Origin of the sequence: Mycoavidus sp. B2-EB, from assembly GCF_014218255.1 — a bacterium.
Lineage (GTDB): Bacteria > Pseudomonadota > Gammaproteobacteria > Burkholderiales > Burkholderiaceae > Mycoavidus.
Map to the genome: position 1 here is coordinate 1,634,895 of NZ_AP021872.1, position 18,051 is coordinate 1,652,945.

The window sequence follows — 18,051 nt, forward strand, 5'->3', positions numbered from 1 at the left end:
AAAAAATATCGCTTCAGAACGTAAAGTTCTTCAATGCAGCAGGCATTTCTTGCGTCATCGCCGCCTGTTCTTTCGCCGCATAAGTCTGCGCATCCCAGATCTCAAAACAAGCGCCCATGCCCAACAACATCACCTCTTTATCCAGCGCTGCGGCTTTACGCAACTCAGGAGCCAGCAACACACGGTTTGTGCCATCCAATTCGACCTCAGAAGCATTCCCTAAGAAAATTCGACGCCACCAATGAGCATCCATAGGTAGAGCGACGATTTTGGCGCGAAAACTCTCCCATTCAGCGAATGTGAAAAGCAGCAAACATCCGTCCGGGTGCTTGGTCACCGTCACCCGGCCTGCCGCTTGTCCTTGCAACGCCTCTCGATAACGAGACGGAATCGACATCCGCCCTTTCGCATCGAGCGTCAGCGCTGACGCTCCTTGGAACACTCGCCTCTCCTAACCTGGAGCGCGGCACCGCGCTCCTACTACTTAACTACACCCATTGACGCAACCTTTGGCGAAAAAATCACACAAAAGCGCACTTTTTCACACTTTGTCCCACTTTAGAGTAAGGTTGCGCAATGGTCAAGCAGGACATCTGCTTTTTATTTGATTTTTATTAGAAAAAACAACAGCTTAGCGGAATCGACTCAGAGCAAAACAGAGAATCTCTTTTGAAATAAGAGAAATACGAGGATTTGTGAAAGTAATTTATTAAGAGTGGAGAGAGCCAAAAGCGAAAAAAAACCTATTTAAGCCCCCCCCCCTGGCTCAGCGCAGAAATTTAGCGCGCACATCAGCGGCAGCGAGGCTTACCGCTTTGCAGCGTGCTATATATAGTAGGCGGTAGAGGTCATCACGCGTGAACTCATTCTCATTAAACGGCGTACCGACAACGGCAGCTCTTGGCCACCGGCCTCGGTTGCCGCTTGCCCGTGTGCAATCTCATCAACCCGCATTTGTTCAACCACCGCACGCGAGGCATAATCATGAAGCGGCAACTTCTCTAAATGACGCTCCAGGTGCTGCTCCACTTGCCGCTCTGTCTCCGCCATAAAACCCAGGCTGATGCGATCCCCCATTTTACCGGCGATCAACCCGATTGCAAAAGCACCGGCATACCATAACGGATTCAACAAACTCGGACGCGCGTCTAAGGCATCTAAGCGCTCCGCCAACCAACTAAGATGATCTTCTTCTTCACGCGCAGCGCGCTCGAAATGGCCCTTAAGTCGAGCCGACTGAGTCGTCAGCTTTTGCGCTTGATACAGTGCTTGCGCGCAAATCTCTCCAGTATGATTCACCCGCATCAATGCCCCCGCCTGCTTTCTCTCCGCAGCGGATAATTCTGCCGCGGCGGCCTCCTCCAATCCTTGAGGTACGGACCGCGTAGCCCGCACAACGCCCGTTAACGCACGCAGACTTCGATCAAATTCGCCAATTAAACGATCCAACATCCGCCTTTCCCCCATCGTTAAGAACACATACACCACCCTGCTGCAGCAGTTTGCCGTGATCCATATAAGCATATGGCCGCTGTTGTGTAAATGTGACAAAAATTAAGAATACACCACAGGTAAAAGAGCTTTTCCTTTTACCTCGCGAATGAATTTGTTACAGTATATTAACTTCTAGTGAAGTTGTAGCAGTAAAGTTAGTATTTAACCCTATGTACAGGCAAGTCCACCTAAATTCATAGGTTGGCGGCTAAAGTGCAGCTTCTGCTTCTTACAGGTTATTTGGGCCTTAAGTTGCGTGCTGCGCAAGGGTTAGATCATATAAATTACCAAATCCATTCCCAATCTTTTTGGAGATTATCAATGAAAAAGTCACTTCTTGCTCTCGCGGCACTGGGTGCATTCGCTGGTGCGGCTCATGCCCAAAGCAGCGTGACACTGTACGGCGTAATCGACGCAGGTGTTGATTATGTTAGTAGCGCACAACAAAACGCCACTACTGGCGGCAAACAAATTGCCCTGACTAGTGGCGTTATGCAAGGCAGCCGCTGGGGCGTCCGTGGTACGGAAAACCTAGGTGGTGGCTTGAAAGCTATTTTCACATTGGAAAATGGTTTCAACTTGGCTAACGGTAAATTGGCCCAAGGCGGTTCTGAATTCGGTCGTCAAGCGTTTGTTGGCTTGTCTGGCGATTTTGGTACAGTGACCGTTGGTCGTCAATATGACTCCGTGGTTGATTTTGTTTCTGGCTTCTCTGCCGGCAACCAATGGGGTTCATATGCTGCTCACCCAGGTGACTTCGACAACTTCAACAATAGCGCTCGCATCAACAACTCGATCAAATACACCAGCCCTAATAACGCTGGATTCACCTATAGCGCATTGTATAGCTTGGGTGGCTTCGCTGGTGAATTCCAGAAAAACCGTGTTTGGTCGGTAGGTGCAGGCTATGCAAATGGCCCGTTGGCTTTTGGTGCAGCTTACTTGAACGCGAAAAATCCTAACCTTTCGTTCTACGGTAATACAGATGCAGATGCTAATACTCCGTTGGCTAGAGGTGGTTTTGGAAATTCCATTATCGGCAATTTCTCGACAGCTAGCACTTTAGAAGTCATTGGTGTAGGCGGTTCTTATACGTTTGGCCCAGCTACACTTGGCTTGACTTACAGCAATGTGAAGTTTAAAGACCTAAATGATGACCGCTCAAACGGAAAAGGAGCCGGTTTCAGTGGCTCGCCAAAATTCAACAACGGTGAAGTTAACCTCGCGTATCAGTTAACACCTGCTCTGAAAGTTGGTGGCGCTTACTCCTACACCCAAGGCAACAGTGTCATAAACGAGGTCACAAACGAAACATTTTCGAAAGCGAAATACCATCAAGTTAACCTCGGTGCTGACTATTCCCTGTCAAAACGCACTGATGTTTACGTAGTTGGCGCTTACCAAAAGGCTAGCGGCAATAAATCAGATGTAACAGGCCAAGGCGGTGTAAATGCACAAATCGCTAATCTGGAAGAATCCAGAAACGATCGCCAAGCTGCAGTACGCGTAGGCCTGCGTCACAAGTTCTAATCGAAAGAAATAAAGAACTGAATTAAGCTGTAATTAAAAAGGCGCCTTCGGGCGCCTTTTTTTATATCTCAATTAATATTATCCAGCCTTCACTTCCGGTTCCCGCAAAGCCCGACGCAAAATCTTCCCCACATTCGTCTTAGGCAATTCAGCGCGAAACTCAATCAGCTTCGGACGCTTATACCCAGTTAAGCGCGCTTTGCAAAAAGTCATCACATCTGCCTCCCTCAAAGCCGGATCTTTTTTAACCACAAAGATCTTTACGACCTCCCCGGAATGCTCATCAGGCACGCCAATCGCCGCTGCTTCAAAAATGCCTGGGTGCTGCGCAAGCACATCTTCAATTTCATTCGGGTAAACATTAAATCCAGACACAATAATCATATCTTTCTTGCGATCGACCACTTTGATGCAACCACTTTCATCCATCATGCCAATATCGCCGGATTTAAAAAAACCATCCGCCGTCATGGCCTTAGCCGTTTCATCCGGCCGCTGCCAATATCCCGCCATCAATTGCGGCCCACGGATGCAAATTTCGCCTTTTTGACCTGGCGGGACTTCTACGCCCTCTTCATCTCGAATCGATACCTCAGTTGAAGGGAGCGGCACGCCAATCGTGCCCGAATAAGTCGTGGCAACCACCGAGTTGCAGGTCGCACAAGGCGAAGTCTCCGACAGTCCATACCCCTCAACAATCGGCGCGCAGGTAAGATCGAACCAGCGCCGCGCTACGGCTTCTTGCACCGCCATCCCGCCGCTATTGGCCACTAATAACTTTGAAAAATTGAGTTGCCCAAAACGGGGATGATTGAGTAACGCGTTATAGAGGGTATTAACCGCAGGAAACGTATTAAATGGATAGGGTTTTAAGGTTTTAATCAAACCATCAATATCGCGTGGATTAGGGATTAAAATCCCCAATCCACCTGTGCGAATGCTGAGCAGCGCACAAACCGTCAGTGCATATACATGATACAGCGGCAGCGCAACGACCGTAATCAATTGCTTAATTTCTGAATGATGGCGATGTGCGGGCGCAAGCCAAGCTTCTGATTGCAAAACATTCGCCAAAATATTGCGATGCAATAAAACAGCGCCTTTAGCCCGTCCGGTGGTACCGCCGGTATATTGCAAAAAAGCCATATCATCCGCACTTGGCCGAGTGAAAGCAAAAGGTAGGCGCGCACCACGCGCTAACATCTCATTAAAACGGACATAATTTGTCAGCCGCCAAGGCGGCACCATTTTCTTCAAATAGCGCGCTGCAGCATTAATGAAGGGGCCTTTAATCCCCATTAAATCGCCGATTGAAGCCACAATCACCTGCTTAATGGCCGTGCGTGCAATCACCTTAGCTAAGGTCGCGGCGAAATTTTCTAAGACCACGATCACCTCAGCGCCGCTGTCGTTTAATTGATGCTCAAGTTCATTTTCCGTATAGAGTGGATTCACGTTGACCACCACATAACCCGCCCGCAACACCGCCATCATCGCCACGGGATACTGCAAAAGGTTTGGCATCATCAGCGCCACGCGCGCGCCTGGCTGTAAATTTTGTGCTTGCAACCAAGCGGCCATCTGGCGTGAGAGACGCCCCAGCTCGGCATAGGTCAGGCTTTTTCCCAGACAAACAAAGGCTTCTCGTTCTGCGTATTGGCTTAAGCTTTCTTCAAATAATTCAACCAACGATGTATAAGCAGATAGATCAATTTCAGCAGGAACCCCGGATGGATAGGATTTCAGCCAGATTTTTCCCATTTTTAATACTCCCCTCGACTTTTATTTTTTTCAAAAAATGAAGCATTTTTCTAAGTTAACACTTCACGCTCAAGCTGGTCAGGCGGTACATGGCGTACATCCGTACCTTTAACGATATAGATAATAAATTCGGCTAAATTAGTCGCGTGGTCTCCAATGCGCTCGATCGCTTTGGCAATCGACAGGTAATCCAAACCCACCGAAATGGTGCGCGGGTCTTCCATCATATAGGTAATCAACTTGCGCACAAAAGCCCGGAACTCCTCGTCCAGCGCGCGGTCATCACGGACGATCTGCGCGGCGGCAAACGCGTCAAACTGGGCAAACGCCTCTAACGCACGCCGCAAAATCGTAACCGCCATCTCACCCGCGAGTTTGATTTCGGAATAATTAATCATGCGCGCGCCATTGGCGATAATACGCTGGGTGCGGGTAGCGATTTTTTCCGCTTCATCGCCCGCGCGCTCAAGATTTGGAATCATCTTAGAGATCGCCATTAAGAGCCGTAAATCTCGCGCCGCAGGCTGACGCCGGGCAATCGTATAGCAACACGCTTGATCAATTTCGATCTCCATCGCGTTGAGCTGCTGCTCATTTCTGATCACTTGCGCCGCCGCCTCAGGATTGAGATCGTTGAGTGAACGCATAGCGGTCACGATTTGCATTTCAACAAAATGCCCCATTTCAAGCACTTTTGCGCACAGAAGGTTCAAGTCAGCATCAAACTGGCTCGACAGATGTTTGTCGGACATGGATTTCTCCTTAGCCAAAACGGCCCGTAATGTAATCTTCCGTTTCTTTACGGGCGGGCTTCACAAAAATTTGGCTGGTTTCACCAAATTCAATCAACTCGCCCAAATACATATACGCCGTGTAATCCGAGCAACGCGCAGCTTGCTGCATATTATGCGTGACAATCACAACCGTGTAATCACTTTTCAATTCTGCAATCAACTCTTCAATCCGCCCGCTCGAAATAGGATCGAGTGCAGAACACGGCTCATCTAGCAATAGAACTTCTGGACGAATCGCGATCCCCCGCGCAATGCATAAGCGCTGTTGCTGTCCGCCTGAGAGGCCATGGCCGCTGGCGTGTAATTTATCCTTTACTTCGCTCCATAAAGCCGCCTTCGTCAAAGCCCATTCAACTCGTTCGTCCATTTCAGTGCGCGAGAGTGCTTCAAACATACGCACGCCGAATGCAATATTGTTATAAATCGACATTGGAAAAGGCGTCGGCTTTTGGAATACCATGCCAATTCGCGCGCGCAATAATGCGATATCTTGCTTCGGGCTCAGCAGGTTTTCTCCATCCATCCAGATTTCGCCCTCAGCACGCTGCTCTGGATAGAGAGCATACATTTTATTGAAGGTGCGTAAAAGAGTGGATTTACCGCAGCCAGAAGGTCCAATAAACGCAGTGACCTTGCGCTCTGGTATCGGCAGTTCAATGTTTTTTAGCGCGCGATATTGGCCATAGAAAAAATTCAGCTGTTTGATCTGGAGCTTAGCGGGAGTAGACAAAGCCTTGCCTGGAATATGCACCATTTACTTTTTCCTAAGCGCTAGACGAGCTAAAAGGTTAAGTCCCAAGACGCCTAGCGTAATTAAAAAAACCCCCGCCCACGCCAGCTGCTGCCATTCTGCATAAGGACTCATCGCAAACTGGAAGATCGTAACCGGCAAACTCGCTAGAGGTTGATTCAGATCAACGCTAAAGAAACGATTGGATAAAGCCGTAAAGAGAAGCGGCGCGGTTTCGCCAGCAATGCGTGCTACTGCCAAGAGAATACCCGTGACAATCCCACCCGCAGCCGCTCTTAGCGTAATCGCGCCAATCATTTTCCATTTTGGCGCGCCTAAGGCAAAAGCGGCTTCGCGTAATGCGCTCGGCACCAATTTCAGCATGTTTTCAGTGGTGCGCAGCACGATTGGAATTTGGATGATGGCCAGCGCCAACACGCCAGCCCAGCCGCTGAAATGCCCGCTACGCGTGACCACCAACGCGTAAACAAAAAGACCAATCACAATCGAAGGGGCGGACAGCAAAATATCATTGAGAAAGCGCACCGTGGGCGCGAGCCAGCTTCGTTGTCCGTATTCAGCCAAATAAATACCCGCCAGCACGCCCAGCGGCGCGCCAATCACGGTAGCCAGCCCGACCAAAAGCATACTGCCAACCAGCGCATTTGCGAGGCCGCCCCCTGCGGTATTGGGCGGCGGCGTCATCTCAGTAAAAAGATGCAGTGATAAACCGCCTAGGCCAAGTCTGAAAGTCGTCCACAAAATCCACAGGAGCCATAACAAACCAAACGCCATGGCTGCCAACGCAAGCGTCAAGGCAAGCAGATTGTGGCGTCGACGGCGCGCCTGCAATTGAACAAAGGCTAAGTTCAGGCGACGCGAGGGCGAAGCTGAATGTAAGCTCATCGGCCCCCCTCTTTTTGCTCAAGTCTAAGCAACATCCATTTAGACAAAGCCAAGACCACAAACGTAATCAAAAACAAAATGAGACCCAACTCCATCAACGCCGCACTATGCAAGCCGGCGTCGGCTTCAGCAAATTCATTGGCGAGCGCTGAGGTAATGCTATTGCCTGCTGAAAAAAGCGATACATCACGCAATAAATTGGTATTGCCAATCACAAAAGTCACCGCCATGGTTTCACCCAACGCGCGGCCAAGCCCAAGCATAATGCCGCTGACCACGCCCGTTTTGGTATAAGGCAAAACAATATGGCGCATCACTTCCCAACGCGTACAGCCCATGCCATAGGCTGACTCCTTCAATAATACTGGGGTGAGTTCAAACACTTCACGCATGACCGCCGCAATATACGGCACAATCATCATCGCCAGAATCACCCCTGCGCATAGCAGACCCGTACCAATGGGTGGCCCGCGGAACAACGCACCCAACCCGGGCAATGGGCCGAGCAATGCGCCTATCGGTTTTTCAAAAAAGTCAGCAAAGATCGGAGAAAAAACCAGTAGGCCCCACATGCCATAAACAATCGATGGAATTGCTGCTAACAATTCAATGGCCATCCCCAGCGGTTGGCGCAACCAGGCTGGCGCTAATTCAGTCAAGAAAAACGCTATGCCAAAGCTGACTGGCACGGCAATCAGCAAAGCAATCGAGGAGGTGACTAAAGTGCCGTAGATCGGTGCTAAGGCACCGAATACATCGGACGGAGGATCCCAACGCGACTGCCAAAGAAAGCCCAAGCCAAATTTTTGCATTGCAGGCCAGGCGGCGACCACTAAGGAGAGGATGATGCCAACGAAGATCAGTAAGCTCACGAGTGCCGCGCCACGCGTGAGGATGGCAAAGCCTTTATCGCCGAGCCGGGACAGCCGGCTCAGCGCTTTACGCCGGACCAGGCGCGGCTTAGGCAAGACAACTTCGCCAGACCGATTCATAGGCAGCGGCAATTTTATTTTAGCGGCTTAGTGGCTGACCAGTCGCATCTCTTAAATTACGCTGCCACTGCGCGCGAATATGATCCGTCACTTGCTTAGGCAAGGTCACATAATCCAGCTCAGCCGCGGCGGGTTGGCCAGCGTCAAACGCCCAATCGAAAAATTTCACGATTTCCTGGCCTTGCGCAGGTTTATCTTGCTTTGTATGCAGTAAGACAAAAGTAGCGCCAACAATCGGCCAAGCATTCTTATCGGGTTGATGAGTCAGAATTTGATAGAAAGATTTTGACCAATCCGCGGCCGCCGCAGCCGCTTTAAAGGTCTCAGTTTTCGGCTCGACAATAGCGCCTGCTGCATTTTTTAACCGTGCATATTGCAGCTTGCTCGATTTCGCATAGGCCCATTCAACGTAGCCAATTGCGCCCGGCAAACGTTGCACAAAAGCAGCCACGCCATCATTGCCTTTGCCCCCCGTGCCAGCCGGCCAACTTACCGTAGCGCCCTCACCTACACTCTTTTGCCATTGAGGGTTCACTTTAGACAGATAATTCGTCCAGATAAAACTCGTGCCTGAGCCATCTGCGCGATGCACCACGGCAATATCGAGATCAGGCAATTTGAGCGTTGGGTTCAATGCGGCAAGCGCAGGGTCATTCCATTTTTTTATTTTTCCAAGAAAAATATCCCCCAACACTGGGCCTGAGAGGACCAATTCATCCCGTTTCACATTAGGCACGTTCACCACCGGCACCACGCCCCCCACCACGGTTGGAAATTGGAATAACCCTGCGCGGTTGAGTTCGTCCTCTTTCAAGGGCATATCGGAGCCAGCAAAATCGACGGTTTTTGCATTAATTTGCTTAATCCCACCCGATGATCCAATGCCTTGATAGTTAACCTTGCCGCCCCCTGCTTTCTGATAGGCATCAGCCCATTTCATATAAATAGGAGCAGCAAAAGTGCTGCCCGCGCCAGTAATATCGGCCGCCTGGCTAGCTGCGGCAAATGTGATTGCAGCTACGCCCACAAACACGGTTTTAATCAGACTCATTGGAACTCCCACAGATTTAACAAGTTGGACAAACAACAAACTGAAAAAGTCGCAAAGCTTAGCCTTTTAATAATCGCCGTCGCTGATCTAAGCGAAAAACTAGAACGCTAGGAATCGCTCCATAGTTTAGCAAATGGAACATAACATAGGGGCTGAATTTGGCGAGCCCTACTACACGCATTAGCGTTACCGTAGACGAAATTAAGCCGAAGTATTGTAACGAGGTTTTTTGCTGTGCAACTTGAAACGAGCACAAAATTTGCATCGTGTTTTAGTGGCCAATGAATTTCTGGGCCGCGATGCTTCATCTGATTTTTTTAAATCCGCCATCTATCCAAGATTGGGCCATCTGTATTGTGGCCCTGACAATCATGTGCCTTGCTCATGATCAATTGGCCACTTTTTGTTTCCTTAGCCTCACACAATACGCAAAATAAACTAGCAAAAAATTCGTTCATCGGATTTACTTTACACAAGTTTAAATAGTAAGATATTTCTTTTTATTCTTTCAATTCTTTTTTCCTAGGACTCCCATGTCCCACATTCTTCAGCCACATGACAAATTCTTTAAAGGAAGCCTCAAAGAAAAACCCGTCGCGCTCGATTTTCTAAAGGCCCATCTACCGGCAAACGTTTATCAAAAGCTTGACCTCAATACCTTACGAACGGTCGATAAAAGTTATATCACGGACGAACTCCGTGAAATCCATAGCGATATAGTCTATGCTTGCCAAATCAATGGCAAAGACGGCTACATCCCACTCTTGCTTCTGCTTGAACACCAGTCGACTGCCGATAAACACATGGCTTTTAGATTGTTCCAGTACACGCTCAATTTGACTTGCAATTACCCACAATTATGAGCGAGTTCAAAACCGATCTGTATATCAATAAGTTTTCGTAACCCACGCCAGATAACGGTGTTACCAGGAGGAGGATCACCGGTTCGAGCTAGATAGCCCCCTAGTTGAGCTAGCTTAATGATGTACCGTGTAAGAGGATTGGCATTTACATTTTTCGGCTTATCTTTGACCAATTGATCAAGCCGCTGCATTTCAGAAGGCGTCAGCGCGATTTCAGCCGATATATCTGGCGCAGCTCGATGTAGCATAGTCATCCAGAAGATACGCCAACTCACGACACAGAATATAGAAATGAGATTGACTAGCCGCTCAGCTGTACGCAGCTTGGACTCTTCAGCCTTACAGCCTGATTTGAGGACTTTGTGGAATACCTCTATTTTCCAGCGTAGTGCATACCAGTCCAATTTTTCAATAGCTTGCTTGCGAGAAGTCACGGATAAATTGGTGATCAACTTCCATTCAATAGGCTCTCTGCTTGCAGGTGCGTCCCGTTCAAATGCATGAATCACCGTCAGATGCAAAGGCGGGTAACGACGCTGTTTGCCGATGGGAGGCAACACCTTTATGCGATGATATCGAAGCTCCAGCACAGCTCGATGCTCCTTACCCTTAGAGTCTCGAACCGTAATTCGATGTATTCCATTAACGCGAACCTCTTCCATTTCTTGCGAGATCGTATGCTTCCCATCTGTTGCGAGCCGATCCACACAGGTCCGAACCAAGAAATTTGTTTGGAGCTCTTGCGCTAAACAGAAGAGTTCGTAAATGTCGCTTTCGCGATCACCTACATGGACACACCGCTGGGGATCGCTAAGCAATGCGGTGGATTGCCGCAAATTCTCGAGCCACCGATAACTTTCCTTCTCTTCGATCGGAATGCGTGTTGGATTAATTTTACACTTGAGGGCCCTGGTCCCCTTGAACTTCTTGCGCGTCCAGAATTTGATTGCTGCCAACCCCAGTGGAACACCTTGTGTGGTAACCAGCAGACTCGAATGCATCAAAATCCCACACACCGTATATTTGATGTTCTTCCCCATCTGGTCTTTGCGACCTGCAACTTCACGCGTCGCGCCTATCCACTCCGGATGCTCTCGTTTATATGAGAATTCGGTCGTATCCTGCAATACTAATATGGGGCCTCTTGAGGCTTCAAACCGCTTTTGAGTTGCTTCGTAATGCCCACTTAGGATTTCCTGTTCGCTCACTTTAGCATTCGAAAAAAACCGGTAGGCTGCTTTCGTGTTACTCCAGTCCTGAAAGGCCATCGGAATACTCTGACCAACGTAAGACCACAAACGCTCTAGGACCAGCCTAAATCTCTTCGTAAGGCGTTCATCGCGGAACTTATTCTGTCCTATCTCCTCTTCAAACCATTTCTGATCTTCACTCTTTCCTACCCTGCTATCTTTGCCACGCTTTCTTTTTAACATCCATAGGTCTCATCATCTGTACGAGCAATGACGTTAACAGAACTCGATCATTGTTAACAGGCTTTAAACGCGTTAAATCTGTGGGTAATTGAAAGTCAATTTGATGGACGATCATTTGAAAGCGGGACATGACTCACTGCCATTAGTTTTACCTGTATGTCTCTATCATGGCATCACCTCACCTTATCCATACTCAACCGATATTTTTGACAATTTTGATGATGTTGAAATGGCCAAGGCTCTGGTTTTTAAACCCTTTCAGTTGATTGATTTGACAACGCAGCCGGTTAATACTTTGCAGCAACATGGCGCAGCCGCATTGATGGAACTACTCTTCAAGCACTTTCGGAACGATGATTTTATCGGCACCATTCGGGAACTTGTAGGGCTAGGTCTCTTCAATATAACACTATCTTGTACAACAGATTCGTACCTTACTACTACGATAGAGTATATAAATTCAAACGAACAAACCGGGCGACCTGGAGCAGCGGAGAAATTACTTAAGCTATATTACGCAGCAGTACCTGAGAAGCGGGAGATCATTATGAATTTTAACGAAAAATTGCGGCAAGAGGGCCTACAAGAAGGTGAGCACCTAAAAGCGCTCGCCATCGCTAAAGAAATGCTGGCCGAGGGACTCGAATATTCCGTCGTCAAGAAAGTAACCGGCCTTTCTGATGAAGACATTAAAAAAATCACGCCGCAAGTGATCCAGTACATGAATGTAGGGTTCATCAAGCAAAATCCTTTCTAGCTTCGACCAAAATTCATCTGTAAGAGTACGGCCTGAATGAGGTGGGTCGTCAATAGTTGGATTGGCCCCTTAAATAACCGGACATAGTCACACCTTTAAAATAGAGGTAAATATGACAGTGTTAATGACGGAAATGAAAGAAGAAGAGATAGGGAAGCAAAATAATCGAGGTCGTCGCCAGTGGCCGTTGAGCGAAAAACTGAGTATGGTGCGAGAGAGCCTAGAGTTTGGGAAATCCGTATCGCAGGTGGCGCGGGCGCATGGAGCAAATCCGAATCAGCTGTACGAGTGGCGCAAGCAATACCAGAATGGAAGCTTATGTGCGTTGAGGTCTGGAGAGGAAGTGGTAGCGGCTTCGGCAATCTAATAGTCAAAGTCAATCGCTGTGAGCATTGGCAGGATAAGCGCCGTGCCAGGCAAACGGACGATCGTGGTTTGGTTGTCGAAAAACCGGATGCCGTAACCGCAGCGAACAACCTAGCCATTGCATTTGAGCATTACAATGAGCAACACCCTCATAGCGCATTGCAATACCGCTCCCCGCGTGAGTTTAGGAAGCAGATAAATTTAGTAACCCAGATATGATCTAGTGTCCGGTTATAGGGGGGCAAATCCATATTAGAGAAATCGCGCTACAACATTAAATAGAATGAATCACAGCAATTCACTTCCTGATAGCGCTTAGGCTGCATTGCACACTGTTTCAGCAATAACTTTTGCATAGTGCGCTGCAGCCGCTACTTCCGCTGCCTCAACCATCACACGTAACACAGGTTCAGTGCCAGAAGCCCTAATTAAAACCCGGCCAGTATCGCCAAGTGCGCGCTCAGCATCCGTAATCGCAGCCTTAACTTCATGATTAGTATGCCAGACGCTATCTGGGCGCAATTGAACGTTAATGAGTTTTTGCGGGAAGAGTTGCACTTCGCGTAATAGCGTAGCGAGCGTCTCGCCGCTACGTTTTAACGCAGCCAGCACCAATAACGCCGAAACAATGCCATCGCCAGTTGTATGCCGATCAAGCGATAAAATGTGGCCAGAGCCTTCCGCACCGAGCTGCCAGCCACGCTCCCGTAAGCGTTCAAGTATATAGCGATCGCCCACAGCAGCGCGCTCAAAAGCAACCCCTAACCGCTGCAATGCAATTTCTACTGCTAAATTAGTCATTTGCGTGCCTACCACGCCAGCCACTTTGCCCTCCGTCGCAATGCGGTCAACGGTCAGCACATAAAGCAGCTCATCGCCGTTATATAAGCGCCCAGCAGCATCCACAATTTGCAGTCGATCGGCATCCCCATCCAGGGCAATCCCCAAGTCTGCATGGTTTGCGCGCACGGCTTCTATCAATGCATTGGGCGCAGTTGCGCCACACTCTTGATTAATATTGAAACCATTGGGCTGAGTGCCGAGCGCGATCACGTCGGCGCCTAATTCATGAAATACATGGGGCGCAATATCATAAGCCGCGCCATGCGCGCAATCGACGACCAATTTCATCCCGCGCAGATCAAATTGGGCCGGGAAAGTGCTCTTGCAAAACTCAATATAGCGTCCGGCCGCATCATCTAGCCGACGTGCCTTACCCAGTTTTTCGGAGGGAGCGCAGACTAGAGCCCGCTCAAGGTTCGCTTCAATTTCGCGTTCGATCTCATCTGGCAGTTTGTTGCCATCGGCTGAAAAAAACTTAATCCCATTATCATAATAAGGATTATGCGAAGCACTAATCACCACGCCCGCGGCTAAGCGCAAAGCTCGGGTCAGATAGGCCACGCCTGGCGTGGGCATCGGGCCCGCTAACATCACATCGATCCCAGCCGCGGAGAGCCCCGCTTCTAACGCAGCTTCAAGCATATAGCCAGATACGCGCGTATCTTTTCCGATTAATACCGTTGGCCGATTACCTGTCGCCAGCCGATGATCTGCTCCGGCCAATACTTTACCTGCAACATAACCAAGGCGTAATACAAAATCTGGGGTAATCGGCAACTCACCCACTTTACCGCGAATACCATCGGTACCAAAATAATGGCGCTTCATGGTTCATTTTCCTTTATTGACGGGTGTCAGCAGTGCGTACCGCATGCCACACTTTTAGAGCATCAACCGTGGGCGCCACATCGTGCACGCGAATCATGCGCGCCCCCCGTTCTGCAGCGCAAATTGCGGCAGCAATACTTGCTGCGGCCCGCTCGTTAGCCGGCCGGCCCGTGACCGCGCCCAGCATCGATTTACGCGATATGCCAACGAGTAATGGCACGTCGGCAGGCGCTAACTGCGCCAGGCGCGCCAGCAAAGTGTAATTATGCTCAAGTGTTTTGCCAAACCCAAAACCAGGGTCTACGCTAATGCGCGCGCGCTCGATCCCAGCGGCTTCAAGCGCTGCGATACGCGCTTGCAAAAAAGCCGCGACCTCGCTCACCACCTCTTGATATGAGGGAGCGTGTTGCATGGTCTGTGGAGCGCCGCTCATATGCATCACACATAAGCCACAACCACTTTGCTTGATTTGCTCAAGCGCGCCGGGCTGCCGAAAACCCCAAATATCGTTGATTAAATCCACGCCCTCAGCCAGGGCGGCACGCATCACCTCCGGTTTATGGGTATCAATCGAAAGCGGTACACCTATTTCACGCAACGCTTTGATCATAGGCAGCACCCGGCCGAGCTCTTCGTTAGGGAGTACGGCCGACGCGCCTGGGCGCGTCGATTCGCCCCCAATATCAATCAGATCCACGCCCTCGTCAACCATTTGGTGCGCACGCGCCAGTGCCGCCTCACGCCCAAGGAAACGCGAACCATCATAAAATGAATCAGGGGTGATATTAAGAATCCCCATCACCAGCGGGCGCGTCAGCGCAAGACGAAAACGCCCACATTGGAATTCACTCAGACCAGGGGGATGCATGCGTTGCCCAGTAGAATTTAAATAAAGCCAAAATACAATGAGCTGGCCCAATTGCGCCAGCTCATTTTTATTGCGCTCAATTAACGCGCTTCAGCAGGCTGAGCCGTATTTGACGTTTTAACTTCAGCATAACCATTGCCGCCCCCAGCCGCCGAGCTTTCATCTGATGAGTCGCTCTTAGGTGGGCGTGGAGGATTGCCGGCCATAATGTCGCTGACTTGATCGGCATCAATTGTTTCCCATTCAAGCAAAGCCTTAGCCATCACTTCAACTTTATCGCGGTTATTCTCAAGTAAATGGCGCGCCCGCTGATATTCTTGATCAAGAATACGGCGAATTTCTGCATCCACTTTTTGTTGTGTGGCTTCAGATACTGATTTTGAGGATACTCTACCGAACATGGATTCTTGCTCGGTATCTACGTACACCATGGTCCCTAGCACATCTGACATGCCATAGCGCGTAACCATATCACGAGCCATTTTGGTGGCACGCTCAAAATCATTTGAAGCTCCGGTAGACATTGAATTGAGAAACACCTCCTCGGCGATCCGACCACCGAAAAGAATGGCGATTTCCTCCAACATCTTGTCACGATATAAATTAACCGGGTCATGCTCCGGCAATTGCCAAGTGAGACCAAGTGCCCTTCCGCGCGGCATAATAGTAACTTTATGTACTGGATCCGCGTGCGGCAAAAGTTTAGCCACCACCGCATGACCGGATTCATGATAGGCCGTAGTGCGACGTTCCTCTTCACGCATGACGGCCGATTTACGTTCTGGCCCCATGAAGATTTTGTCTTTCGCGTCCTCAAAGTCTTTCATTTCAACGATACGTTTGTTGCGCCGCGCAGCAAATAATGCCGCTTCGTTGACCAGATTAGCGAGATCAGCCCCAGAAAACCCCGGCGTGCCACGCGCGATAATCGACGCATCGACATCATTTGAAATGGGTACTTTACGTAAATGGACTTTCAGAATGTGCTCGCGGCCACGAACATCAGGCAAGCCCACGTAGACTTGGCGATCAAAACGGCCTGGGCGCAACAATGCTCTATCCAATACATCTGCGCGATTGGTCGCCGCTACCACAATGATTCCGGAGTTGGCCTCAAACCCGTCCATTTCAACCAGCAGTTGATTTAGGGTTTGCTCCCGTTCATCATTGCCCCCCCCCATACCTGCGCCACGGTGGCGCCCAACGGCATCAATTTCATCAATAAAGACAATGCACGGCGAATGTTTCTTCGCTTGCTCGAACATATCACGCACACGCGATGCGCCCACCCCAACAAACATCTCCACAAAATCCGAGCCAGAGATACTAAAAAATGGGACTTTTGCCTCGCCCGCAATCGCGCGCGCCAGCAAAGTTTTACCGGTTCCAGGCTGCCCAACTAACAGCACGCCGCGCGGAATACGGCCTCCAAGCTTTTGGAATTTTTGCGGATCGCGCAAAAATTCAACCAGTTCTAGCACTTCCTCTTTAGCTTCATCGCAACCCGCAACATCATTAAAATTAACCACATTGTTATTTTCGTCAATCAAGCGCGCACGCGATTTACCAAATGAGAAAGCGCCGCCTTTGCCGCCCCCTTGCATTTGCCGCATCATATAAAACCAGAAGCCGATGATCAAAATCGTGGGGCCAAGATAATACAAAATGGAAACAAAGCGGCTGGTTTCTTCGTCAAGCTTGCCACTCACTTGCACGTTATACTTCAATAAATCGCTCACCATCCAAGCATCGTTAGGCGCGCCAATTTGATATTTATTCCCCTCGACTGGCGTAATCGTTAAATTACGGCCTTGCCGACCGTCGATTAGAACACTCTTGATTTTGCCGTGCTTTGCATCGTCCATAAATTGAGTGTACGAAATGATATTCTCCGACGGCTGCGGCTTATCAAACTGTTTGAATACAGTAAATAGCACCAGCGCAATGGCCAACCAGACTAATGTCTTCGAAAGCATATTGTTATTCAAAGCCCTACTCCTTGATCCATCGTATGGAATTCACGATGCATTAATATTAATTCAGTCTGCATGCCACCTTCATAGCAAAAATTTATGCCGCTCATGAACATTGTTGCAATGATTTACAATTTAGTGCGCGCTTTTTAAGCATTTTCCTAAAATAAAAATCTCGGCAGATTTATCGCGCGAAGCTTTAGGCTTGCGCACTGCGACCGTTTTGAAGCGCCGCTTAAACTGCTCAATAATTTGGCTATAGCCACTGCCATGAAAACATTTAACAAGCAATGCCCCCTCTTTGTGCAAACTCTGCTGCGCAAATTCTAACGCTAACTCGCAGATATCTTGAATGCGCGCTGCATCAGCGACCGCAACCCCAGATAAATTGGGCGCCATATCTGAAAGCACCAGATCTACTTTACGCGCTCCCGTCACTGCATTTAACTGTGCCAACACAGCTTCCTCACGAAAATCGCCTTGAATAAAATGGACATCCGCAATAGGCTCCATAGGTAGTATATCAAGCGCAATGATCATGCCTGGGAGATTATTTATCTCAGAGCGTGAATTTTGTGCAAGTTTTTGACGAACATATTGACTCCAGCTGCCAGGCGCCGCCCCTAAGTCAACAATCACTTGGCCTGGGCGAATCAGTTTATCTTGCTCATCAATTTCTTTCAATTTGAAAGCCGCACGCGCCCGATACCCTTCACGTTGAGCCAGTTTTACATAAGGATCATTGATATGGTCATGCAACCAAGAGTGGTTAAACCGATTTTTCGCCATCTAATAAAAATTATATCTATATTTTTGCTAACATTTTAGCGGATAATACGGGTTTATATTTACGGTAGCTGAA

At 49.0% G+C, this 18,051-nt stretch carries 17 protein-coding genes and 1 pseudogene; 5 read left to right on the top strand and 13 right to left on the bottom strand.

The window, feature by feature from the left end; all coding sequences use genetic code 11:
• Positions 1–13: 13 nt before the first annotated feature.
• Together mraZ and coq7 are read right to left on the bottom strand one after the other, a co-directional pair.
• A complete protein-coding gene (gene mraZ / locus MPB2EB_RS07235) occupies positions 14–442 on the bottom strand; it encodes a division/cell wall cluster transcriptional repressor MraZ (RefSeq protein ID WP_185181659.1) in 429 nt (142 codons plus the stop codon).
• 383 nt (positions 443–825) lie between these two features.
• The gene (gene coq7 / locus MPB2EB_RS07240) at positions 826–1,452 is read right to left on the bottom strand and encodes a 2-polyprenyl-3-methyl-6-methoxy-1,4-benzoquinone monooxygenase (protein WP_185181660.1); all 627 of its coding nucleotides are present in this window, start codon (positions 1,450–1,452) and stop codon (positions 826–828) included.
• Between the two features lie 363 nt (positions 1,453–1,815).
• Here coq7 and MPB2EB_RS07245 point away from each other — a divergent pair, with 363 nt between their 5' ends.
• On the top strand, positions 1,816–3,024 hold the full coding sequence (locus MPB2EB_RS07245) for a porin (protein WP_185181661.1): 1,209 nt from the start codon (positions 1,816–1,818) through the stop codon (positions 3,022–3,024).
• Positions 3,025–3,102: 78 nt separating this feature from the next.
• Here the strand turns inward: MPB2EB_RS07245 and MPB2EB_RS07250 are convergent, their stop codons facing one another.
• The 6 genes from MPB2EB_RS07250 to pstS are packed head-to-tail and all read right to left on the bottom strand — an operon-like array spanning position 3,103 to position 9,258.
• Positions 3,103–4,785, bottom strand: coding sequence for a long-chain-fatty-acid--CoA ligase (locus MPB2EB_RS07250; protein WP_185181662.1), 1,683 nt, complete (start codon positions 4,783–4,785; stop codon positions 3,103–3,105).
• Between the two features lie 50 nt (positions 4,786–4,835).
• A complete protein-coding gene (gene phoU / locus MPB2EB_RS07255; RefSeq protein WP_185181663.1) occupies positions 4,836–5,537 on the bottom strand; it encodes a phosphate signaling complex protein PhoU in 702 nt (233 codons plus the stop codon).
• A 10-nt stretch (positions 5,538–5,547) separates the two neighbouring features.
• Entirely contained in the window at positions 5,548–6,333 is a 786-nt protein-coding gene (gene pstB / locus MPB2EB_RS07260; protein WP_185181664.1) for a phosphate ABC transporter ATP-binding protein PstB, read from the bottom strand.
• Complete coding sequence (gene pstA / locus MPB2EB_RS07265; RefSeq protein WP_185181665.1) at positions 6,334–7,215, bottom strand: phosphate ABC transporter permease PstA; 882 nt, start codon at positions 7,213–7,215, stop codon at positions 6,334–6,336.
• Entirely contained in the window at positions 7,212–8,207 is a 996-nt protein-coding gene (gene pstC / locus MPB2EB_RS07270) for a phosphate ABC transporter permease PstC (protein ID WP_185181666.1), read from the bottom strand. The genes pstA and pstC overlap by 4 nt, the downstream gene beginning before the upstream one ends.
• Positions 8,208–8,226: 19 nt before the next feature.
• Complete coding sequence (gene pstS, locus MPB2EB_RS07275; protein WP_185181667.1) at positions 8,227–9,258, bottom strand: phosphate ABC transporter substrate-binding protein PstS; 1,032 nt, start codon at positions 9,256–9,258, stop codon at positions 8,227–8,229.
• A 533-nt stretch (positions 9,259–9,791) separates the two neighbouring features.
• Here pstS and MPB2EB_RS07280 point away from each other — a divergent pair.
• Positions 9,792–10,121 (top strand): Rpn family recombination-promoting nuclease/putative transposase, encoded by a 330-nt coding sequence (locus tag MPB2EB_RS07280; protein ID WP_185181668.1) that lies wholly within the window; start codon positions 9,792–9,794, stop codon positions 10,119–10,121.
• Here MPB2EB_RS07280 and MPB2EB_RS07285 read toward each other — a convergent pair.
• Positions 10,106–11,554, bottom strand: a complete 1,449-nt coding sequence (locus MPB2EB_RS07285) for an IS4 family transposase (RefSeq protein WP_185181187.1) — start codon at positions 11,552–11,554, stop codon at positions 10,106–10,108. The genes MPB2EB_RS07280 and MPB2EB_RS07285 overlap by 16 nt on opposite strands.
• Positions 11,555–11,657: 103 nt before the next feature.
• Here MPB2EB_RS07285 and MPB2EB_RS07290 point away from each other — a divergent pair, with 103 nt between their 5' ends.
• The 3 genes and pseudogenes from MPB2EB_RS07290 to MPB2EB_RS08655 form a co-directional block, all read left to right on the top strand.
• Positions 11,658–12,311: an Rpn family recombination-promoting nuclease/putative transposase gene (locus MPB2EB_RS07290; RefSeq protein ID WP_185181669.1), complete on the top strand. Its 654-nt coding sequence runs from the start codon at positions 11,658–11,660 to the stop codon at positions 12,309–12,311.
• A 205-nt stretch (positions 12,312–12,516) separates the two neighbouring features.
• Positions 12,517–12,678: a transposase gene (locus MPB2EB_RS07295; RefSeq protein WP_370576637.1), complete on the top strand. Its 162-nt coding sequence runs from the start codon at positions 12,517–12,519 to the stop codon at positions 12,676–12,678.
• Positions 12,679–12,758: 80 nt separating this feature from the next.
• Positions 12,759–12,896: pseudogene (locus MPB2EB_RS08655) on the top strand (integrase core domain-containing protein); the annotation flags it as partial.
• A 96-nt stretch (positions 12,897–12,992) separates the two neighbouring features.
• On the opposite strand, the gene glmM reads toward MPB2EB_RS08655, so the two are convergent.
• From glmM to MPB2EB_RS07320, 4 genes are all read right to left on the bottom strand, one after another.
• Positions 12,993–14,348, bottom strand: a complete 1,356-nt coding sequence (gene glmM, locus MPB2EB_RS07305) for a phosphoglucosamine mutase (RefSeq protein ID WP_185181672.1) — start codon at positions 14,346–14,348, stop codon at positions 12,993–12,995.
• 13 nt (positions 14,349–14,361) lie between these two features.
• Positions 14,362–15,216 (bottom strand): dihydropteroate synthase, encoded by an 855-nt coding sequence (gene folP, locus MPB2EB_RS07310; protein ID WP_185181673.1) that lies wholly within the window; start codon positions 15,214–15,216, stop codon positions 14,362–14,364.
• 80 nt (positions 15,217–15,296) lie between these two features.
• Positions 15,297–17,204, bottom strand: a complete 1,908-nt coding sequence (gene ftsH, locus MPB2EB_RS07315; protein ID WP_185181674.1) for an ATP-dependent zinc metalloprotease FtsH — start codon at positions 17,202–17,204, stop codon at positions 15,297–15,299.
• A gap of 120 nt (positions 17,205–17,324) precedes the next feature.
• Positions 17,325–17,978 carry an RlmE family RNA methyltransferase gene (locus tag MPB2EB_RS07320; protein ID WP_185181675.1) on the bottom strand — a complete coding sequence of 218 codons (654 nt, stop codon included), beginning with the start codon at positions 17,976–17,978 and terminating at the stop codon, positions 17,325–17,327.
• Positions 17,979–18,051 lie beyond the last annotated feature (73 nt).

Coding starts and splice junctions, on each gene's coding strand:
- pstC (WP_185181666.1), bottom strand. CDS start 8,207: ATGAATCGGTCTGGCGAAGTTGTCTTGCCTAAGCCGCGCCTGGTCCGG.
- MPB2EB_RS07280 (WP_185181668.1), top strand. CDS start 9,792: ATGTCCCACATTCTTCAGCCACATGACAAATTCTTTAAAGGAAGCCTC.
- MPB2EB_RS07320 (WP_185181675.1), bottom strand. CDS start 17,978: ATGGCGAAAAATCGGTTTAACCACTCTTGGTTGCATGACCATATCAAT.
- pstA (WP_185181665.1), bottom strand. CDS start 7,215: ATGAGCTTACATTCAGCTTCGCCCTCGCGTCGCCTGAACTTAGCCTTT.
- MPB2EB_RS07250 (WP_185181662.1), bottom strand. CDS start 4,785: ATGGGAAAAATCTGGCTGAAATCCTATCCATCCGGGGTTCCTGCTGAA.
- MPB2EB_RS07285 (WP_185181187.1), bottom strand. CDS start 11,554: ATGTTAAAAAGAAAGCGTGGCAAAGATAGCAGGGTAGGAAAGAGTGAA.
- MPB2EB_RS07290 (WP_185181669.1), top strand. CDS start 11,658: ATGGACGATCATTTGAAAGCGGGACATGACTCACTGCCATTAGTTTTA.
- pstS (WP_185181667.1), bottom strand. CDS start 9,258: ATGAGTCTGATTAAAACCGTGTTTGTGGGCGTAGCTGCAATCACATTT.
- phoU (WP_185181663.1), bottom strand. CDS start 5,537: ATGTCCGACAAACATCTGTCGAGCCAGTTTGATGCTGACTTGAACCTT.
- MPB2EB_RS07245 (WP_185181661.1), top strand. CDS start 1,816: ATGAAAAAGTCACTTCTTGCTCTCGCGGCACTGGGTGCATTCGCTGGT.
- MPB2EB_RS07295 (WP_370576637.1), top strand. CDS start 12,517: ATGGTGCGAGAGAGCCTAGAGTTTGGGAAATCCGTATCGCAGGTGGCG.
- coq7 (WP_185181660.1), bottom strand. CDS start 1,452: ATGTTGGATCGTTTAATTGGCGAATTTGATCGAAGTCTGCGTGCGTTA.
- folP (WP_185181673.1), bottom strand. CDS start 15,216: ATGCATCCCCCTGGTCTGAGTGAATTCCAATGTGGGCGTTTTCGTCTT.
- pstB (WP_185181664.1), bottom strand. CDS start 6,333: ATGGTGCATATTCCAGGCAAGGCTTTGTCTACTCCCGCTAAGCTCCAG.
- glmM (WP_185181672.1), bottom strand. CDS start 14,348: ATGAAGCGCCATTATTTTGGTACCGATGGTATTCGCGGTAAAGTGGGT.